Annotated in this window: 16 protein-coding genes; 9 read left to right on the top strand and 7 right to left on the bottom strand. The window is 69.9% G+C overall.

Features of this window, described 5'->3' with window-relative positions; all coding sequences use genetic code 11:
• Positions 1-111: 111 nt before the first annotated feature.
• The 4 genes from trmB to J7U37_RS18090 all read right to left on the bottom strand — a co-directional run bounded on the left by trmB (position 112) and on the right by J7U37_RS18090 (position 2,875).
• Positions 112-876, bottom strand: a complete 765-nt coding sequence (gene trmB / locus J7U37_RS18105; RefSeq protein ID WP_247636586.1) for a tRNA (guanosine(46)-N7)-methyltransferase TrmB — start codon at positions 874-876, stop codon at positions 112-114.
• Between the two features lie 4 nt (positions 877-880).
• Entirely contained in the window at positions 881-2,059 is a 1,179-nt protein-coding gene (gene metK, locus J7U37_RS18100; RefSeq protein ID WP_056480554.1) for a methionine adenosyltransferase, read from the bottom strand.
• 142 nt (positions 2,060-2,201) lie between these two features.
• On the bottom strand, positions 2,202-2,627 hold the full coding sequence (locus tag J7U37_RS18095; RefSeq protein ID WP_056184775.1) for a helix-turn-helix transcriptional regulator: 426 nt from the start codon (positions 2,625-2,627) through the stop codon (positions 2,202-2,204).
• Positions 2,628-2,731: 104 nt separating this feature from the next.
• Complete coding sequence (locus tag J7U37_RS18090) at positions 2,732-2,875, bottom strand: hypothetical protein (RefSeq protein ID WP_200935813.1); 144 nt, start codon at positions 2,873-2,875, stop codon at positions 2,732-2,734.
• 114 nt (positions 2,876-2,989) lie between these two features.
• Here J7U37_RS18090 and J7U37_RS18085 point away from each other — a divergent pair.
• From J7U37_RS18085 to J7U37_RS18050, 8 genes are all read left to right on the top strand, one after another.
• A protein-coding gene (locus tag J7U37_RS18085; RefSeq protein ID WP_247636585.1) for an IS5 family transposase occupies positions 2,990-3,747 on the top strand; the annotation gives its coding sequence in 2 pieces (ribosomal slippage) (positions 2,990-3,320 and positions 3,320-3,747; 759 coding nt in all).
• Positions 3,748-4,064: 317 nt separating this feature from the next.
• A complete protein-coding gene (locus tag J7U37_RS18080) occupies positions 4,065-4,256 on the top strand; it encodes a DUF2735 domain-containing protein (RefSeq protein WP_056184776.1) in 192 nt (63 codons plus the stop codon).
• 1,045 nt (positions 4,257-5,301) lie between these two features.
• The gene (locus J7U37_RS18075) at positions 5,302-6,210 is read left to right on the top strand and encodes a DNA-binding protein (RefSeq protein ID WP_247636584.1); all 909 of its coding nucleotides are present in this window, start codon (positions 5,302-5,304) and stop codon (positions 6,208-6,210) included.
• 5 nt (positions 6,211-6,215) lie between these two features.
• Entirely contained in the window at positions 6,216-7,730 is a 1,515-nt protein-coding gene (locus J7U37_RS18070) for a M48 family metalloprotease (RefSeq protein WP_247636583.1), read from the top strand.
• Positions 7,731-8,034: 304 nt separating this feature from the next.
• Complete coding sequence (locus J7U37_RS18065; protein WP_247636582.1) at positions 8,035-9,306, top strand: ATP-binding protein; 1,272 nt, start codon at positions 8,035-8,037, stop codon at positions 9,304-9,306.
• A gap of 15 nt (positions 9,307-9,321) precedes the next feature.
• Entirely contained in the window at positions 9,322-9,702 is a 381-nt protein-coding gene (locus tag J7U37_RS18060) for a response regulator (protein ID WP_056186984.1), read from the top strand.
• Positions 9,703-9,785: 83 nt separating this feature from the next.
• Entirely contained in the window at positions 9,786-10,523 is a 738-nt protein-coding gene (locus J7U37_RS18055; RefSeq protein WP_244476815.1) for a DJ-1/PfpI family protein, read from the top strand.
• Positions 10,524-10,707: 184 nt separating this feature from the next.
• A complete protein-coding gene (locus tag J7U37_RS18050) occupies positions 10,708-12,180 on the top strand; it encodes an amino acid permease (protein ID WP_247636581.1) in 1,473 nt (490 codons plus the stop codon).
• A 52-nt stretch (positions 12,181-12,232) separates the two neighbouring features.
• Here J7U37_RS18050 and J7U37_RS18045 read toward each other — a convergent pair whose 3' ends face one another.
• From J7U37_RS18045 to J7U37_RS18035, 3 genes are all read right to left on the bottom strand, one after another.
• Positions 12,233-13,132: an MBL fold metallo-hydrolase gene (locus tag J7U37_RS18045; RefSeq protein WP_056480543.1), complete on the bottom strand. Its 900-nt coding sequence runs from the start codon at positions 13,130-13,132 to the stop codon at positions 12,233-12,235.
• A gap of 230 nt (positions 13,133-13,362) precedes the next feature.
• Complete coding sequence (locus J7U37_RS18040) at positions 13,363-14,622, bottom strand: murein L,D-transpeptidase family protein (RefSeq protein WP_247636580.1); 1,260 nt, start codon at positions 14,620-14,622, stop codon at positions 13,363-13,365.
• A 161-nt stretch (positions 14,623-14,783) separates the two neighbouring features.
• Complete coding sequence (locus tag J7U37_RS18035; RefSeq protein ID WP_247636579.1) at positions 14,784-17,330, bottom strand: ABC transporter transmembrane domain-containing protein; 2,547 nt, start codon at positions 17,328-17,330, stop codon at positions 14,784-14,786.
• Between the two features lie 280 nt (positions 17,331-17,610).
• Between J7U37_RS18035 and J7U37_RS18030 the strand changes: the two genes are divergently transcribed.
• Positions 17,611-19,331, top strand: a 1,721-nt coding sequence (locus tag J7U37_RS18030) for a phosphatase PAP2 family protein (RefSeq protein ID WP_247636578.1), incomplete at its 3' end; no start/stop codon positions are given.

Below are 19,331 nucleotides of genomic sequence, written 5' to 3'. Positions count from 1 at the left end.
CCGAATGACGGCGTCGGATCTTTGATCCCCTGGGTCGATTTCGTGCGAGAGTCGCAGCCTGTCGGAGGATGTCCTGTGCAACATCTTGGGGATGCCGGGGTTCGGCTTCGTTCAGGCGCCCGGTGCGACGCCCAAAACTGTCGCGACGCGGCGGAACTCCAGATAGCTCGGCGGCCGACCGGCGGCCAGCGCCTTGGCCTCGTAGCGCGTGCCGGGCCAGTCGGCCCAGGGCCGGGTCCAGTCTCCGGCCGCTTCGGCGGTCCAGGTCAGATCGGGGCAGCGCGCGGCGCGGACCAGCGTCCAGCCGGCGTAGTCGTCGATGTCGCTGGCGAAGCGGAAGATGCCCCCGGGCTTGAGCACGCGAGCGATCTCGGCCAGTGCGGCGTCGGAGACGAAGCGGCGCTTGCGCTGCCGGCGCTTCGGCCACGGATCGGGATAGAGCAGGTAGACCCGCGTCAGGCTCGCCGTCGGCAGGGCCGCGAGCAGGGCCGTGGCGTCCTCGTCCCAGACCCGGACGTTGCGCAGATCGGCCTCATCCACGGCGCGCAGGAGCTTGACCACGCCGTTCACGAAGGGCTCGGCGCCGATGATGCCGGTGCGGGGGTTGGCCGACGCCTGGGCCGCGAGATGCTCACCGCCGCCAAACCCGATCTCCAGCCAGACCTCGTCGGTCGGCACCGGAAACAACGCGTGCGGATCGAGGTGTTCGCCCTGGGGCGGCAGGCTGAGCCGCAGCATCGGCAGCAGCTCCGTCAGGCGCTGCTCCTGGCCGGCGCGCAGGCGCTTGCCCTTGCGGCGCCCGTAGAAGGCGCGGTCGGCGCCCTCCCCTTCGGTCCCGCCTCGCTGGGGCGGGTGTGGATCCCGCCCCAGCGTCATGGGGTCAGGCCAGCGCCGACTTGAGGCTGTCGGCGAGATCGACGCGCTCCCACGAGAAGCCGCCATCGGCCTCAGGGGCGCGGCCGAAATGGCCGTAGGCGGAGGTGCGGGCGTAGATCGGCTTGTTGAGGCCGAGCTTGGTGCGGATGCCGCGAGGCGACAGGTCGAAGGCGTTCATCAGCACGTCCTCGAGCTTGGCCTCGTCCACCTGCCCGGTGCCGTGCAGGTCGACATAGATCGACAGCGGCTTGGCGACACCGATGGCGTAGGCGAGCTGGATCGTGGCGCGCGTCGCGAGGCCGGCCGCGACCACGTTCTTGGCAAGGTAGCGGGCCGCGTAGGCGGCCGAGCGGTCGACCTTCGTCGGGTCCTTGCCCGAGAAGGCGCCGCCGCCGTGGGGGGCCGCACCGCCGTAGGTGTCGACGATGATCTTGCGGCCGGTCAGGCCGGCATCGCCGTCGGGACCGCCGATGACGAACTTGCCGGTCGGGTTCACGTGCCAGACCGTCTCCTCGGAGACCCAGTTCTGCGGCAGGGCCGCCAGGATGTAGGGCTCGACGATGGCGCGGACGTCGGCTGAATCGAGCGATTCGTCGACGTGCTGGGTCGAGAGCACGATCTGCGTGACGCCGACCGGGCGGCCGTTCTCGTAGCGGACCGTGACCTGGCTCTTGGCATCGGGGCCGAGCTTGGCGGCATCGCCCTTCCGGCCCTTGCGGGCGTCGGCGAGGTCCTTGAGGATCTTATGGGCGTAGTAGATCGGCGCCGGCATCAGCTCGGGGGTCTCGTCCGAGGCGTAGCCGAACATGATGCCCTGGTCGCCGGCGCCCTCGTCCTTATTACCGGACGAGTCGACGCCCTGCGCGATGTCGGCGGACTGCGCGTGCAGGTGGATTGCGATGTCGTTGTTCTTCCAGTGGAAGCCCGACTGCTCGTAGCCGATGTCCTTGACCGCCTCGCGGGTCAGCTCGGTCAGGTGATCGAAGGTCACCGAATCGGGACCGCGCACCTCGCCCGCGATGACGATCCGGTTGGTGGTCGCCAGCGTCTCGACGCCGAGGCGGGCCTCCGGCATGGCCGCCAGATAGGCGTCGACGACGGTGTCGGAGATCCGGTCACAGACCTTGTCCGGGTGACCTTCGGAGACCGACTCGCTGGTGAACAGGTAGTTGGAACGCGGCATGGAGCCCCCAATGGACTGAGCGCCCAGACGGATGGGGCGCCTTTTCTGAACGTCTCAGGCGCGAATGTCTGGCAGTCACGGCGCAGAGGGTCAAGCCGAAAGACCGGATAAATCCGCCATAGCGAACGAACCGGACGATAGATCAGCCCACAAGCTTGTCGTCGATGACCTGGAGCGCAGCGGCGAACTGGCGGCGCTCCGCCTCGGGAAAATGCGCCCTGACGTGGCGCACCACGATTTCGGCCAGTCCCAGCCAGGGGTTTTCGGAGGCATAGGTCTGCTGGGCCGGCTCGGAGAAACCGGGGCCGCTCGCCTCGCCGGCCGACGCCGTCTCCCCGTGGTCGAGGCCGTCGAAGAAATACGCGATCGGAACACCGGTCATCCGGCTGAAGGTGTCGAGATGGATGGCACTGATGCGGTTGGTGCCCTTCTCGTACTTCTGCAATTGGGCCGCGGACATCCCGAAGCTCTGGGCGACGCGCTTCTGGGTCAACGCAGCCTTCTTGCGCTGCTCCGCGATCCGCTGTCCCACATGCACGTCGCGTGCATCGGTCTTCTGTCCCGCCATTCCGCCCGACCCTCGTAAGCGCGCGAACGGTATGACCGGCACTCCCGGGCGTCAAACCGGCATCCCTGCGCGGCCCGCCTCCGGACCGCCGATCATGTGGACAATCAGACGCCGTCCCGCTTGAGGGCGTGCACGAGGCGGGCCGCGCCGGATTCCGCGTCCGGATTGCGCAGTTCCCGCATGCCCGGCGCCCGGCCGGTCGTCAGGAAGACGATCAGCGTCAGTGCCAGAATGATCTTGGAGCTCATCACCGCGGTCCCATCCGTTCAGGGATGGGCGGTCTAGGGTGTGAACCGAACCAAGACGTTGCGAGAATTCTGGTTTTGTGATTCAGAGCCGCCGTTTGCAGCACGGAGGCGGCGATGGCGGACCTGTTCTGGCTCTCGGATGAGCAGTGGGCGGTGATGGAACCGTTTATGCCCAAGAACCAGCCCGGGCCGGAACGGAACGACGATCGGCAGGTCATTTCCGGCATCCTGCACGTGCTGACCTCGGGCTGCCGCTGGCGCGACTGCCCGGCCGCGTATGGTCCGCGCACGACCGTCTACAACCGCTTCAATCGCTGGTCCCGCCGCGGCTTTTGGCGGGCGATGTTGAGGGCGCTGGCCAAGAGCGGATGGGCGGGCGAGGCGGCCGCTATCGACAGCACCTACGTCAAGGCGCACCGCTCGGCGCATGGCGGTAAAGGGGGGCTCGTACGCAAGGCATCGGCCCGTCGCGTGGCGGCCAGACGACCAAGATCCACGCCCTCACCGATGTCCTCGGCCGCCCAGGCGTCCTTCTGCTGACGCCTGGCAACGCCAGCGACGTCGCCACCGCCCCAGCCGTACTCGCCGAGGCTCCCGGTCGGGTCCGTCGCTTGGCCGCCGACAAGGGCTACGACGCCGACTGGCTCCGGGCCGACCTGCGGGAAAAAGGCATCACGCCGATCATCCCCGGCAAGCGCGGCCGCAAGCGGAAGATCCGCCACGACAAGCGCCGCTACTGCGAGCGCTGGCGGATTGAAGCAACCTTCAATCGCCTGAAAGACCTCCGTCGCATCGCCACCCGCTACGACAAGCTGGCCCGAAACTACGCCTCGGCCGTCGCACTCGCTGCCGTCATCGCCTTCTGGTGCTGATCGAGTCCAGACCCTAGCTTCGGCGGTGGGACAGAGACGCTGCGCCAGCGCACCTCGATTGGCCCTGGGCAGAAATCCGGGCGAACACGGTTAAGAAACGCTCATGCCCCCTTCGTCGACCGGATCGGTCAGGAGTCTTGACCGATCCTGAAAGAATATGTGGCACGCCTATATTTCTCGCAACTTCCTGATTTCTCAAGGTTTGCAGGATGCAAACCTGCTCTTCCGTGCCTATACTCTCGCCATACGGCACCCCAATGGCAGTGCAGGCAAGGACCCGCGCACAAGGTCCCGACACACGAAGGACTCTGCGACCTATGACGAGTGGACATCATCAGCAGACGGCCCAGATTCTGCCGTTCCGCAGCCGGCGCGATCTGGCGACCGACGCCTCGGGCCTGATCGGCAAGACGGAGGCGAAGGCGCAACGCCTGCCGCAGGCGGTTGCCTTCGACAGCTGGTATCATCAGGCCGCCATCGAGGACGCGTCGCGGACCCGCAAACCCTGACACCCGCATGCCCTGACACCCGTATGCCCTGACGTCGGCTCGCCCGCGCTATGGATGCGATGTTCAGATTCGCGTCCACGCTTCACTGACGGGTCTCGCCCCCCCTTGCCGGGCGGTATCAAGTCGGGCGGTATCAAGTCCTTGGCGAAGGGAAACGTCAGGCTCATGTCGCCGGCCGCATCGACCATCACGAGATGCGCGCCGATCAGGCGGGTGTCATTGGGTAATTCGCCTACCCGGTGGTCGCCGATCTGCGAACACATACCTCACGGCGTATGCGGATCTCACGGCGTATGCGGGCGGCCCTGATCCGTCCCACGCGGGACGCAGCCCCGCCAGCCCGCCAGGAGAAGCGCTCGGCGCCGCGACACGTCGCACGCCCGAGCAAAGATGGTGGCGTCCCCGGCAGGTCTCGAACCTGCGACCCCAGGTTTCATCCCACTTCGGCTTCCGCCGCCGCACCCCCGAGGGCGCGTTCGTGGTCTGGACTATCCCTTCACCGTAGACCTCGTCGCCGAGGTCCTTAGGTGCCGCCCGTCTAGTCTCTACACCGTCCCGGTCCCCGTCGGGGCATCGGGCTTGGCTCGGGATTGGCTGTGTCCGCGGGAAGCGGACGTTGAGCGTTCCCCGAATTTGAGCGGATCCGCCGCGCGGTTTCCCCTCGCGACGCCCAATTGTGATCTAGGAAACCTGTGCTCTGTCCAGCTGAGCTACGGAGACTCACCGGGAGTGTTCCTAACACCATCGCACGGGGCCGCCAACCGGGCAGGCGCATTCCGGGCTCCGCCCCAAACTCCTGCGTGGCGATCGATTTGTGTGGCGATCGATTTGTGTGGCGATCGATTTGTGTGGCGATCGATTTGTGTGGCGATCTTGCCGCAACGCGTCCTGAACCGCTCCGAGACACCGAGACTTCCTTGTCTCGGCCCGATCGCGGAGGACAATGGCGCCGGATTCGCAACGGGAGCCGGGGGCCGGGTTCGTGACAATCGCGCAGCGACCATCGCCCTGCCGGTGGAGAGCGGGCTGGCTCCTCGGCTTTGCCATGAGCGGGTTGCCGGCGCTGTCGAGCCCGGCCAGGGCCGTGGCGCCGGAATGCCGTGAGGCGCCCGCGCGGGAGGACCGCCTCGTTGGGCTCGGCCCCCGGGGCGAACTGATCCTCGCCTCGGGTGCGCGGGCCGTGCTCGACGGGGTGCACTGGCCGGACGGCCCGGAGAGCGCCGAAGCCGCGCGGGCTTGGCTCATCGCGCGACAGGGCCGCGCCCTGACCGTCGTGCCTCGGGGTGACACCGACCGCTGGGGCCGGTCACGGGTCGACGCGATCCCGGTCGAAGCGATCCCGATCCATGCGAGGGCGGGCGAGGCTGAGGCCGGCAGACAGCCGGAGGCCATGGACCTCGCGGCCGGCCTCGTGGCGGGCGGCCTCGCCGAGGTCGATGCGGGTGAGCGGGACAGCCTGTGTCGCCCTGCCCTCCTGGCCGTCGAGGCCGGAGCCCGGAGCCAGCGGCTCGGTCTCTGGAGTCAAGGCCGCCCCGAGGTCCGGGACGGGCCCGCCCTGCGCGAACGGATCGGCCGTTTCGTGGTGGCGGAAGGGACCGTCCTGTGGGTCGGCGAGAGGGCGCGACGGACCTATCTCGACTTCGCCCGCAAGGGTGAGGACGGGCTTACGGTAACCGTGTCGAAACGCACTTGGCGCCAGTTGCAGGAACGTGGTTTGCAGAGACCGGTCTTCCGGGACACGGATGGCCAAGATGTCGTTGGCCAAGATGCGGGTGGCCGGGGTGCGGGTGGCCGGGGTGCGGACGGGAAGACGCCTGCGCCGCGGGCCACCGCTTGGCGTGGACGTCACCTCCGGGTCCGGGGCATCCTCGAAGCTTGGCGCGGCCCGACCCTCGACATCGCGAGTGCCGACATGATCGAAGTTCTGGACGGGGAGCAGGCGCAGCGGCGCTGAACGGCATGGGTTCGATCCTCCGCCTCACGATGCGCGCGACCGCCCGGCCGCGCGCGGCCCGTCGCGGCGCCCGGTGGGGCGTCCGCGCCGGCACCTGGCCGGTCCTCGGCCTGCTGCTCTCGGGCTGCCTCGGCGATCAGACCGGCGCGGTGCCGCAGACGGCAGCGGTCGCGGTGCCACGCGAGGCGCCGCGCACCACCGGACGCGAGCGCACCGCCTCGGATGCCGACCACGCCAAGCTGGTGGCGTCCTTCGGGGGCGAGTATCGCTCGCCAGCCGCGCTCAAGCTCGTCAGCGACGTGACAGACCGCCTCGTGCGCTCGACCGAGCGGCCGGAGGAGACCTACGCGGTCACCCTGCTCGATTCGCCCGTCATCAACGCCTTTGCGCTCCCGAGCGGCCGCCTGTACGTGACCCGGGGCCTGCTCGCCCTGGCCAGCGACACCTCGGAAATCGCGGCGGTGCTGGCCCACGAGATCGCCCACGTCACCCTGCGGCACGCCACGGCGCGCACCGAACTGGCCCTGCGCTCGCAGCTGGTCAGCAAGGTGGTGGCCGACGTGCTCAACGATCCCGTCACCGGCGCGCAGCTGCAGAGCCAGTCGAAGTTCGCCCTCGCCCGGTTCTCGCGCGACCAGGAACTCGAGGCCGACACCGTCGGCGTGCGCACTCTGGCCCGGGCCGGCTACGATCCGTTCGGGGCCGGGCGCTTCCTCACCGCCCTGAACCGCACCACAGCGCTGAAGACCGGCACCGGCATGGCCGGTGAGCCCGACATGCTGGCCACCCACCCGGGCACCACCGAGCGGATCACCCTGGTGACCCGTGCCGGCCGCCTGATCGGTGCGCCGGGCCTCGGCGTCGACGAGCGCGCCCGCTACCTCGCGGCCATCGACGGCATCGCCTACGGCGACAATCCCGGCGACGGCGTCGTGCGCGGGCGCCGCTTCCTCCATCCGGGCCTCGGCATCGCCTTCGAGGTGCCCGAAGGCTTCTCGATCGAGAACACCCGCAACGCGGTGCTGGGCACCACCGGCGAGGGCAGCCGCCGCCTGCTGTTCGACCAGGTCGAGAGCCATCCGGGCCAGGGCCTCGACGAGGTGCTGAAGGCGACCTGGAGCGACGTGATCGAGCCCGGCTCCCTGGAGAACCGGATGGTGGCCGGCTACCCGGCCGCCACCGCCCTGTCGCGGGGCAAGGACTGGACCTTCCGCCTCGCCGCGATCCGGACCGGCGAGACGACCTTCCGGATGATCATGGCGGCCAAGGGCAGCACCGATCCGGACGGGGCCTTCCGACGCTGGACCGAGAGCCTGTCGGCGATCGATCCGGCCGAGACCCGCACCCTGCGCGCCCTGCGCCTCGTGGTCGTGACCGCGGGGCCGGGCGACACCGTCGAGACCCTGGCGCAGCGCATGGTGGTACCGGACAAGCCGCTGGAGCGCTTCCAGGTGCTGAACGGCCTCGAGCGCGGCGCGCACCTCCGGGTCGGCCAAGCCTACAAGGTCGTGGTCGAATAGGCGGCGCCGTTTCCCGGCTCCGCCGCCCGTCGTCCGCCCCGTCGACCGTGCGCGCCCGCCCCGGATATCGACTGAAGCACGATAGACTTGAGCTTTCGAGATTAGAAAAAAAATTAAAGCACAATTCATGCGTGCAAGAACCAATAAGTCCCAGGTTCGCGCATGACAGAGCTGAAATGGCTCATGATATAGTTTATATTTTTACCTGGAACGGCGGTTGATATTCGGGCTATACTACTCGGAACGGCTGCCCGCTGCGCCGGACTGATCTGCGGCGGCTGATTCCATCCCGTCGAGACGCGACATGATCGAGACCCTGACCGGCTTCCTCGACGGCACCAGCCTGACTCCCCACGGGATCTGCCTGTCGTGGCGGCCGGAGCTGATCTGGACCCACATGGTCTCCGACGCGATCATCGCACTGGCCTACTTCACCATTCCGGTCGCCCTCGGCGTCCTCGTCACCCGGCGGCGCGATCTCGTCTTCGGATGGATGGTCTGGGTCTTCGCGCTCTTCATCCTGGCCTGCGGCACCACCCATCTGTTGGCAATCTGGACCCTGTGGGTGCCGGATTACGCCGCCGAGGCCGTGGTCAAGGCGGTGGCGGCGGCGGCCTCGATCGTGACGGCCGCCCTCCTGTGGATGCGGCTGCGCAAGGCCCTGGCCCTGCCGTCGCCCAAGCAGTTGCGCAGGGCCAACGCCGTCCTGCTGGCCCGCGTGCAGGAGCGCGACGCGGCGCTCGCCGCCCTCCACGAAGCCTCGGCCGAGCGTGACCGGGCGGAGGAGATGCTGCGCCAGAGCCAGAAGATGGAGGCGATCGGCGCCCTGACCGGAGGCGTCGCCCATGATTTCAACAACCTGCTCGGCGTCGTCATCAGCAATCTCGACCGGATCGAGCGCTTCCTTCCGGCCGAGAGCGGCATGCATCGCCCCCTGCGCGGCGCCCTCACGGGGGCTGAGCGCGCGGCGGCCCTCGTCCAGAAGATGCTCGCCTTCGCACGGCTCCAGCCCCTGCGGCCGGCCCGCCTCGACCCGAACGGGTTGATCCACGATCTGACAGAGCGTCTGCGCGGGTCCCTCGGCGCCGTCGAGAAGCCCGAGCTGGTCCTGGAGCCGCGGGCCTGGCCCGTCTGCGTCGATGCGAACCAGCTCGAGAACGCCCTGCTGAACCTGGCGATGAATGCCCGCGACGCCATGCCGGACGGCGGCTGCGCCGTGATCCACACCCGCAACATCCCGGCCGCCGAAGCGGCGCGGATCGCCGACCTTCCGGCGATCGATCACGTCGCCATCGTGGTGGAGGACAGCGGCACCGGCATGAGCCCGGAGACCCTGACCCGCGTCTTCGAGCCGTTCTTCACCACCAAGGCGGTGGGCGAGGGCACCGGGCTCGGCCTGAGCCAGGTCTTCGGATTCGCCAAGCAGTCCGATGGACATGCCGAGATTGTGAGCCGTCCCGGCCAGGGAACCTCGGTGTGGATCTACTTGCCACGCGACGGAACCCAGCTATCGTCAGTGCCTGCCGATGAAAAGACGGCACCAGCCGACCGCGTATCCCGCCTCGGTTTTGCCTGACGGAACGCGACGACGATGAGCGGCTCGCCCAAACCCAGAATCCTGATGGTCGAGGATGAGGCGCTTCTGCTCGAAGTCATTACCGCCGATCTCGAAGATTTCGGGTTCACGGTCGTCCAGGCCACCACCGCCGAGAGCGCCATGGCCATCCTGGAGGCCGAGACCGCGATCGACATCCTGTTCACCGATATCCGGCTGCCCGGGCAGATGGACGGGTGGCAGCTCGCCGAGGCGGCGCGACGGCTGCGTCCCGGCCTGCCGGTCATCTACGCGACGGGTTTCTCGCAGACGCCGCCCCGCCTGATCGAGGGCAGCGTGTTCTTCGCCAAGCCCTATCGGGCGGTGAGCCTGATCAAGGCGATCGCGTCCTTCGAGGTCGGGCCGGACGCGGCGTGACGCCGCCGAACCGTCCCAACCGCCGGGTCACCCTGGCGGGGCTGGCCGGCACCGCGGCGGCGCTGACGGCTGCGTCGGCCCGGATGGCCCAGGCCGGAGATGGGTCTGCCCCGGACGCACCCGTCCCCGCATCCGCACGGCCGCTGCGCATCGCGATGCTGCTCTATCCCGGCATGACCGCCCTCGATCTGGTCGGGCCGCAGGCGCTCCTGGCCGGGATCGCCGGAGGCGGGCTCCACCTGGTGGCCCGCACGGCCGGACGCGTCGCCTCGGATACCGGGCTCGCGCTCGTGGCCGAGGAGAGCTTCGAAACCTGCCCGCGCGACCTCGACGTGCTGTTCGTGCCGGGCGGCGACGGCACGCCCGGCCAGATGCGCGACGCCGACACCCTGGCGTTCCTGCGCGATCGCGGGGCGCGGGCCGGCTGGATCACCAGCGTGTGCACCGGTTCGCTGATCCTCGGCGCCGCCGGTCTGCTGCGGGGCTACCGCGCCACCTCGCACTGGTGCGTACGGGACCAGGTGCTGCCGCGCCTCGGGGCGATCCCGGTGGAGGCGCGCGTGGTGTTCGACCGCAACCGTGTCACCGCGGCGGGGATTTCGGCAGGCCTCGACTTCGCCCTGGCGCTCTCCGCGCGCCTCGCTGGCGGGGACGCGGCCCGCACGAGCCAGCTCGTGGCGGAATACGCCCCGGCGCCGCCGTTCGACGCCGGAACGCCCGCGGCTGCCGGCCCGGCCATCACGGCCCGAGCCCGGGCGATCCTGGGCCCGCTGATCGCGGGTTCGGAAGCGGCGGCTGCGGCGATGGCTGCGCGCCCGTGACGATCGTTCGGCCCGAAACCTGCAGGTGCGTACGTCGGCACCTGCCACTCAGGCGGGCAGGCGCCGGGATCGCAGAGGGCTGGCATACGGATTCATCGCACGAGACTTTCCCGCGAGATCATCGCATCCCGGATCGGCGCGGCGTCGCGCGGATCTTCGCTTCTGACCAGGATAGGACAAACCCATGGCGGCAGGCTTCGCGAGCGACCTCACACGCGTCAAATCGCTGGAACGGCTGAACCGGGACGCGGAAGGGGGCGAGAACAAGCTCACCCGCACCCTCGGTCCCTGGAGCCTCATCGCCCTCGGCATCGGCGCGGTGATCGGGGCCGGCCTGTTCTCGCTCACCGGCATCGCGGCGGCCGAGTATGCCGGCCCGGCGGTGGTGATCTCCTTCGTCATCGCCGCCATCGGCTGCGCCTTCGCGGGCATGTGCTACAGCGAACTCGCCGGCATGATCCCGGTGGCGGGCTCGGCCTACACCTATTCCTACGCCACCATGGGCGAGTTCGTGGCCTGGATTATCGGCTGGGATCTCGTGCTCGAATACGCGGTGGGCGCCGCCACCGTCTCGGTGAGCTGGTCGAGCTACGTCACGCGCTTCCTGCACGACACCCTGGGCATCAACCTGCCCCCGAGCCTCGTCCGCTCCCCGTTCGAGACCTATGCGCTTCCCGACGGCACCCTGGCGCACGGCCTCGTCAACCTGCCGGCGATCTTCATCATCGTGGCGGCCTCGGCGCTCCTGATGATCGGCATCCGGGAATCCGCCCGCGTCAACGCCGTCGTCGTCGTGATCAAGCTCGCCGTGGTGGCGGTCGTGATCGGCGTCGGCCTGTTCTACATCAAGGCGCAGAACTACGTGCCGTTCATCCCCGAGAACACCGGCACCTTCGGCGAGTACGGCTGGAGCGGGATCATGCGGGGCGCCGGGGTGGTGTTCTTCGCCTATGTGGGCTTCGACGCGGTCTCGACGGCGGCGCAGGAGGCCAAGAACCCGCAACGCAACATGATGATCGGCATCCTGGGATCGCTGGCGATCTGCACGGTGATCTACATCGCCTTCGCGGGCGTCCTCACCGGCCTCGTGCATTACGACCAGATGAAGGGCGACGCCGCCCCGGTGAACACCGCCATCGGCCAGACCCCGTTCCCGTGGTTGCGCAGCCTCGTGACGCTCGGGGTGATCGCGGGCTTCTCCACCGTGATCCTGGTGCTGCTGCTCGGCCAGAGCCGAGTGTTCTACTCGATGAGCCAGGACGGCCTGCTGCCGGGCTTCTTCTCCAAGATCCACCCGACCTGGAAGACGCCCTACCGGTCGAACCTGTTCTTCATGGTGTTCACCAGCGCCTTCAGCGGATTCCTGCCGATCTCCGAACTCGGCCACATGACCAGCATCGGCACGCTGCTGGCCTTCATCCTCGTCTGCGTCGGCGTCATCATCCTGCGCCGGACCCAGCCGGATGCGCGCCGCGACTACCGTACGCCCCTGGTGCCCCTCGTGCCGATCCTCGGCATCGTCAGCTGCTTTGCCATGATGGTGTCGCTCGATGCGGAGACCTGGCTGCGCCTGATCGTCTGGCTCGCCATCGGACTGGTGATCTACTTCGCCTGGAGCCGTCACCACAGCCGCATCGGGCGCGAGACGACGACGTAACCCGCCAAGGACCTGATCGACCGGCCGCCCCTCCCTCGGGACGGGGCACCCGTCAGGCGCTGCGGGCCAGAGCCAGGGGCGGAACCGCGCGGACCGGCTCGCCCACGGCCACGCTCTGGCGCTCGCGAGCGATGAAGGCGGTGGGCATCACGGCCTGCATGTCGGCCTCGACGCTGCGCAGCATCGCGTCGGTGTGGCACGGATGCAGGTGGATGATGGCGAGCGCCCCGACACCGGCGGCCTGGGCCAGTTCCACGCCCTTCTGCCAGGTCGAGTGACCCCAGCCCCGGCAGACCGGATACTCGCCCTCGGTGAACATGCCGTCATAGACCACGAGGTCGGCGTCGCGCACGAAATCCGTCAGGGCGGTATCGGGCCAGGGGTCGCTGTGCTCGATGTCGCTGATCACGCAGAGCCGCCGGCCCGCATGTTCGAACCGGTATCCGACGGAGCCCTGCGGGTGATTGAGCAGGATGGTGTCGACCGAGGTCCCGTCCGGGAAGGTCAGTCGCTCGCCCGCCCTGAAGCCGTGATGGGCGAGGTGGCACGGAATGATGTCGAGGGTCACCGGAAACAGCGGCGGCGCGAACAGGCGATCGAGGGCCTCCGAGGCGCTGGCGCCGTCGAGATTGCCGCAATAGGTGTTGAGGGTCCGGGTCGGATCCAGCACCACCGGCTTGAAGAACGGCAACCCGGCCGTGTGATCGAGATGCAGGTGGCTGAAGAGCAGGTCGATCGCCTTCGGCATCGCGTCGCGATGGTGCCGGCCGCAGGCATTGATGCCCGAGCCCGCATCGATCAGGAACAGGCGCTCGCCGCAGCGGACCTCCAGGCATGGAGTGTTGCCGCCGAACTCGGTGTAATCCGGGCCGCTGACGGGCGTCGAACCACGCACACCCCAGAAAGTGAGGGTGAGGCCGTCCTCCGCGGCGGGATGGGTGAAGAGGGTCATCGTTCGATTACCATGTGCCCCGATCCCGTTCAGGTCGAGTGCCTTTCGTCGCGCCGACGCGATCCAGTTCGAGCAGATCGGCGATGGGCAGGTGCAGGGATCGAAGTGGAACGCCTCTGAGGTAGTAATCCCCCGAGACCCCCGATGTGCGAGCCCGCACATGGCCGGGAGCGGGATCATCCGCACGACGGTCCGAGGCTGGGTCGTGTCTGACGGGCCACAGCACCCCGTCAGCGCTGGGCCAGCACGTCGACGACGTCGCGGATCGGACCCGTCGCGGGCGGCGGCAGAGTGCCCGACAGGCTCAGGCGGACGAGACGCGGCCACGCGACCGGATAGCCACCCGGTTCGGCGCCGGTCGTGGTCAGCACCGGCGCGAAGCGGGCCGCCGGGCGCTCGTGGACTGGCACGAAGCCGGGCATCCGGGTCCGCGAGAGCAGCGAATCCGGTGCGATCCAGCGCGACCACACCGCCTCGGCGACCTGGACCGGACGCGGCCGGGCGGCGATGACCACCACCTCCTGCCCCGCATAGGCCAGGGCCTCGGGCCGGCTGACGTCCCCGAGCGAGGTGCCCTTGGCGGCGAGCGCCGCCCAGAACGGGTGCTGCGCCCCGTCCGAATAGGTGGTGCGGATGGCCGCGCTGCCCTCGTCCACCAGGGTGGCGATGCGGGCTTCCTCGGCCCTGCGGTGGGCGGCGACGATGGCCTCCTTGGCCGGGTCTCTGGCGGGCGCGAAGGCGTAGCGCCCCGCCACGACGCTGACGGCCGGCTCCTCGCCGAGGGCCTCGAAGCGGTCGGCCCCCTCCTTGAGCTGGCGCCAGAAATCGATGTTCGGATCGGTCCGATGGCGGGCCATGTTCGCGGCATTCATCCGGAACGGATAGGACTGGAACTGGAACGCGGCCTGACCGCCCGCGAAGGCTTCGCGGGCGATGGCGTAGATCTCGCCCGCCACCGGGTCGGTCATGGCAAAGCACCCCATCGACGAGCAGACCCCATGCACCATCACGGCCGAGCCGGTGGAGCCGTGGGCGCGGTCATAGGCGTTGGGGTAGCCGACGTCGAAGGAGAGATAGTAGCGCGAATTCGGGTTCATCTGGCGCTGGGGCACCGTGTAGAAGCCCTCCGGCGTCTGGCGGTCGCCGGTCTTGCGCTTCGGCCCGAGCTGGCCCGACCAGCGGCAGATCGGAAAGGTCTTCACGTGGACGAAGCGGCCGCTGGCGGCCCGCTTCCAGACCTCGATCTCGGATTCCTTCTTGTAGGCCCGGAACAGCACCGGCGCGGCGGCGGTGGTGCCCTTGGCCTGCATCAGCGCCAGGGTGGCGGCCGGAATCGGCGCGAAGGCCTTGCCCGTCGCGGCCGAGGCGGACTCGACGGCGGCCGGGACGGTGATCAGGCCCCCGAGGGCGAGGAGCACCGGGACCGCGAGGCGGTTCGGACGCGTGAGAAGCGAAATCCGGCGGGCCGGGTTCCGGGACAGACAGACCATGCGCGGCCCTGAAGAGCGCCCCGTCCGCTCGGTCGCGGACGGCCGTGCACGATGCACGCCAACCTGCCTATCGCATCCCATTGGGGCGGCAATAGGGGCCGCTCGGTTATCCCGGGGACGTGAGGGGCTCCCGTGCTGCTTCCCCGCTGCTTCCTCGGCGATCAGGCAGCCATCACCGTGTTGCGTTCGACGCGCAGCACCGCGTCGAACGGCGCGATCCCGTCGAGCGCCCGAGCGTCGGGCAGGCAGACGACGAGACCCCGGCCGGCCCGGGCGGTCCGAAGGGCTCCGAGGCGGGCCCGGATCTCGTCGGACCGTCCATCCTCGAGCGCGATGGCGATGACGACGATGTCGGGCCGGCGCACCAGGCAGCGGGCGAGATCGATGGCGATGCGCTCGCGCGGGCCGATGGCGTTCTCGCCGAGGCTGGCGCCGCCTCCGGCCAAGCCCGGCTCGACCCGGCTCTCCAGGCCGAGGCGATAGACGGCGGGCTCAAGTCCCTCGTCGGCCAGCACCCGGCGTACCAGGGCCCGCACCCGGGCTTCGGCGCCGGCCTCCTCGCCGTTGATGCGGCCGAACAGGATATTCTCCTCCAGGCTGGCGGCGGCGGTGAGCCGGGCCGGATCGTAGAACTCGACGCTGCCCCGGAGATGCGGCGGCATCAGGCGCGCGAACGAGCGCCGGGCCTCCACCAGCCGCTCCTCGAAGGCGGTGTCGATGAGGCCGAAGCGGTGCCGGGTCTCGCTGTAGCGGAGCGCCAGGCCGATCAGGCGCTTGCGGTCGCGCTGGCCGGCCGGGCCGCGGCGCCAGCCCTTGGCCTCGGGCTGCCGCCCGACGAGATCCTCGAAGAAGCCGCGCTCGGAGGCCGGGAACAGCGAGAACGTCTCGAAGAGCGGGTGGTCGTCCGGCAGCTCGGCGAAGATCTCCACGAGGCTGCGGGCGACCTGAAGCCCGATCTCGGTGAGCGGTCGGCTCAGTCCCTCGGCCTCCAGCACGGCGCGCAGATAGGGATGGGCGGCGATGTGGTCCTGCGCGAAGGCCGGCCCCACCGCCTCGCCGAACAGGATGTTCTCGCCGACCGTGGCCTGGTGGTTGTAACGGGCGGGGTCGAAGGGTTCCACCAGACGCCCGGCCTTGTCGGCGGCCAGGGCCTCGCGCACCGCGTGGCGGGCGGCGACCACCGCGCGGGCGATCTCCGGCTCGGCCGCCGGGTCGACGGTGCCCTCCAGGCCCCGCGCATACGCGAAGGCGTCGAGGCCGGTGATTCGCAGGGTCGCGATGAGTTCGTCGCGGTCGGGCGCAACGGCGGCGCCGTAGAGGATGTTCTGGCGCAGGGTGCCCTCGATCAGGATGGCCTCGGCGCCGGCCAGCGCGATGCGCCGGGCGCGCGCCTCCGGCTCGAAGGCCCGCAGGTCGGTGCCACCGTAGCTGACGGCGCCGGCCGAAGGTTCGAGCTGGCCCGCCAGGATCGCGGCCAGGACCCGGCTGCCACTGCCGCGCTCGCCCAGGATGGCGACGTGGCCGGGCATCGGCAGGGTGGCGTCGACGCCGGCCAGACGCTCGCCGGTGGCGGGGTCGTAGGCCCCGACCCCCTGCGCCACCAGAGCTCCCGCCTCCGGCAGGGCCGTGATCGTGCCCGGCCGCACCGGGGCCCGGCCTTCCAGCGCCGGCACGTCGAGGGCGACCTCGCGAAACGGCCCCACGATGGCCCGGTGGAGGCTGGCCATCGGCAGGGTCACGGTCAGCGCCACCACCGCGAGCGCGAAGCCGCCGCCGGCGGCCAGCAGCGCCCCGGGCTCGACCGGCGCGGTGGTGCCGTCATGGCCGCGCCACAGCGCCACCGCGACCACGATCGCCGGAAGCAGGATCGCCAGCGCCATGGATGGGGCGCGGGCGTAGGCCAAGGCGGATTCGGAGGCTTCGAGCGCATCGCGGGTGTGGGCGCCCTTGGCGGCGAGGCGCTGGCGCTCGAAGGCCGCCGCCCCGTGGGCGCGCACCGCCGGCATGCGGCGGATCAGATCGGCCAGGGCGCGCCCGGCCGCACCGCCCGCGCGCAGCCGGAGGGCGGCCCGGTCCTGCATCCGGCGCTGGATCAGCGCCCGGGCCAGCCCGGCCGCCACCAGCCCGACCGCCACGGTGGGGACGAGGCGCGGCGCGGCGAGCCAGGACAGGACCAGGGCGAGGCCGGTGGCGCCGACGGCCAGCGCCGGCACTAGGATCGCCAGTCCGAACAGGGTGTCGAGGCGCGCCAGAAGATCGCCCATGGCCTGCGCCAGGGCACGGGCCTCGTCGCGGGCGCTTGGGGGGGCGTGCAGAATGGCCTCCATGACCCGCTCCTGGAGGGCCGCCACCGTGCGGGTCTGGGCGTGGAAGCAGAGGCGCGCCACGGCCCAGCCGAGGCCGGCGGAGGCCAGCGCCGCGGCCGCGAGTCCGACGAAGGCTGCGCGTACGAGGTCGGCCGGCGGCAAGCTCCAGCCGGCAAAGGCGACGAACGGCCCCTCCGCGGGCGAGCGCCAGGGCAGCGTCGCGGCGATCCGCAGGAACTGGCCCACCGGTTCGGTGTCGTGGACCTGGACGCCGACGAGATCCCGCAGGCACAGCAGCGCGAGCAGCGCCAGCGGCCCGCCCAGGCCGAGCGCCAGCCCGACCGCGGCGGCATGCTCGCGCCGCGCGGTCCGCCAGGTGAAGGCGATCGGATCGCGGTTCATCGGCACCCTGTCCACGACGCCCCGGGACACGGGGCATGGCTGCGGCTTAGAGGATCGTCCGCCGCGGTGAAAGCGCGGGGACGCACCTCGACCGGCCTCTAGCGCGGTCCTCCGTCACCCGCGGACATCCCGATCGCGGCAATTCCGACACAACCGTAACGCGAAATTCGCAGGGATGGCCCATGACGGCGGGACAGCTGATTCCGTCATGGACCCGTCGTACGGCCAAGCTAGCGCTGCACCGCAACAAGGCTTCGGCCTGCTTTCCGTGCGAGGCTTCGTGTCCAGACATCTCAAGACCGCCCTGCTGGCTGCGACGGGCCTTCTGCCGCTCGGGGCAACCGCACAGCAGATCCCGACATCCCCGCCGGTGGGCTTCGCCAACAGCACCTCGGTCAGACCCGGAACGGTCGTTCCGCGCGTCCTCGACAGCTTTGTCGGGTTGATGACGGCCAATCCCGCCGTCATGACCCAGAACTACCAGACCGTCGTTCAGATGACGCAGGCCCGGACCGCGGACCAGACGCTGGCGGCCATCCATGACGACCGCACCGGGCAGGCCTACAGCATCCTGAACGGGCTCGGTCCCCTCACCGCCGCCTATCTCACCGGCGCGGGGGCCTCGTTCACCGGCACCCGGCCGGCGAAGCTGACGCCGACCACCTACGCGACCACGACGCTGGCGGATTACGGCCGAAGCCTCAACACCGGTTCGAACGCGAACGGAGGCGCGACGACGTTCGGCGACGGCACGGCGACGCCCCTGGCGGCGGCCGTCGGCTTCATCGACAACACGGTCCGGGCCAATGCCTCGACGGAACCCTCGAAGCGCGTCTTCGGGCGCTATCAGGGCCTCAATCCGGCCCTCGATCCCCTGGCGGCCCGCTTCAACGACTACAATGCCACCACGAACAAGACGGCCCTGTCCGCCGCCGACACGGCGAATTTCGTGGTTCCGAGCTACCTCGCGAACTTCCCCGTCCCGGCGGTCTACGGAACCGCGGAGCGCTGGGTGAAGGGCTTCACCGTGACCCAGGCGATGATCGACGCCAACGGCGGACGCCCCCTCGTGGCCCCCGATGTCGGGTCCTTCAACGCAGCCGGTGCCTTCACCCCCACGACCTTCGGGGTCGGTGCCTACGTGCCGGGAATCGGGACCGCGCCCCGCCCCTATCGCGTCACCACCGATGTCGCCGTGCCGCTGCTGCTGAATCCCCGCAAGAACACCACGAACGCCTACGCGGATGGGGGTTATCCGAGCGGCCACACCAATTCCGGGTATCTCCAGACCCTGGGCGTCGGCTTCCTCGTGCCGCAGCGGATGCAGGAACTCCTCACCCGCGCCTCCGAGCTCGGCAACAACCGCATCCTGGCCGGCATGCACTCGCCCCTCGACGTGATCGGCGGCCGGATGCAGGCGACGGCGATCGCCGCCACCAACATCTACGCCGCCCTCTATGACGCGGCGGGCAACCGGATCGACTGGACCAATCCGGCCAATGCCGGCGCCTACGCGGTCTATCAGGCCTACCAGCAGACGCAGGCCTACCTCGCCGCGAGCTGCGGGGCGGGAACCGTGTCCGGCTGTCTCGCCGGGACGGCAGCCAACCGGGCGGCCGATCCCTTCGGCAATGCCGCGCAGAACAAGGCGGACTACGCCGCCCGGATGACCTACGGCTTCCGGCCGACCGGAGCGGGCACGCCCCTGACGGCCGCGGAGGTTCCGGTCCAGGCGCAGGTGCTCCTCCTCACCCGCTTCCCCTATCTCAGCGACGCGCAGCGCCGGGAGGTTCTGGCGACCACGGGCCTGCCCTCCGGCTATCCGCTGCTCAGCGGCAACACCTTTGACGGCTGGGGGCGCCTGAACCTGTACGCGGCGGCGGACGGGTACGGCGCGTTCAACGACGCCGTGACGGTGACGATGGATGCGGCGCAGGGCGGGGTCTCGGCCCTCGACAGCTTCAACAACGACATCGGCGGTCGCGGCTCGCTGACCAAGGC

The sequence above is a fragment of the Methylobacterium sp. 37f genome (genome assembly GCF_023093475.1).
In the GTDB taxonomy this organism is placed as follows: Bacteria; Pseudomonadota; Alphaproteobacteria; order Rhizobiales; family Beijerinckiaceae; genus Methylobacterium.
Note: the sequence above shows the minus strand (reverse complement) of the source record. Positions and strands in the feature narration are given on the sequence as shown.

Excerpts from the sequence above, each read along its gene's own strand:
- J7U37_RS18090 (WP_200935813.1), bottom strand. The coding sequence starts at position 2,875 with ATGAGCTCCAAGATCATTCTGGCACTGACGCTGATCGTCTTCCTGACG.
- J7U37_RS18080 (WP_056184776.1), top strand. The coding sequence starts at position 4,065 with ATGACGAGTGGACATCATCAGCAGACGGCCCAGATTCTGCCGTTCCGC.
- metK (WP_056480554.1), bottom strand. The coding sequence starts at position 2,059 with ATGCCGCGTTCCAACTACCTGTTCACCAGCGAGTCGGTCTCCGAAGGT.
- J7U37_RS18035 (WP_247636579.1), bottom strand. The coding sequence starts at position 17,330 with ATGAACCGCGATCCGATCGCCTTCACCTGGCGGACCGCGCGGCGCGAG.
- trmB (WP_247636586.1), bottom strand. The coding sequence starts at position 876 with ATGACGCTGGGGCGGGATCCACACCCGCCCCAGCGAGGCGGGACCGAA.
- J7U37_RS18060 (WP_056186984.1), top strand. The coding sequence starts at position 9,322 with ATGAGCGGCTCGCCCAAACCCAGAATCCTGATGGTCGAGGATGAGGCG.
- J7U37_RS18040 (WP_247636580.1), bottom strand. The coding sequence starts at position 14,622 with ATGGTCTGTCTGTCCCGGAACCCGGCCCGCCGGATTTCGCTTCTCACG.
- J7U37_RS18050 (WP_247636581.1), top strand. The coding sequence starts at position 10,708 with ATGGCGGCAGGCTTCGCGAGCGACCTCACACGCGTCAAATCGCTGGAA.
- J7U37_RS18070 (WP_247636583.1), top strand. The coding sequence starts at position 6,216 with ATGGGTTCGATCCTCCGCCTCACGATGCGCGCGACCGCCCGGCCGCGC.
- J7U37_RS18055 (WP_244476815.1), top strand. The coding sequence starts at position 9,786 with ATGGCCCAGGCCGGAGATGGGTCTGCCCCGGACGCACCCGTCCCCGCA.
- J7U37_RS18065 (WP_247636582.1), top strand. The coding sequence starts at position 8,035 with ATGATCGAGACCCTGACCGGCTTCCTCGACGGCACCAGCCTGACTCCC.
- J7U37_RS18095 (WP_056184775.1), bottom strand. The coding sequence starts at position 2,627 with ATGGCGGGACAGAAGACCGATGCACGCGACGTGCATGTGGGACAGCGG.
- J7U37_RS18045 (WP_056480543.1), bottom strand. The coding sequence starts at position 13,132 with ATGACCCTCTTCACCCATCCCGCCGCGGAGGACGGCCTCACCCTCACT.
- J7U37_RS18075 (WP_247636584.1), top strand. The coding sequence starts at position 5,302 with ATGAGCGGGTTGCCGGCGCTGTCGAGCCCGGCCAGGGCCGTGGCGCCG.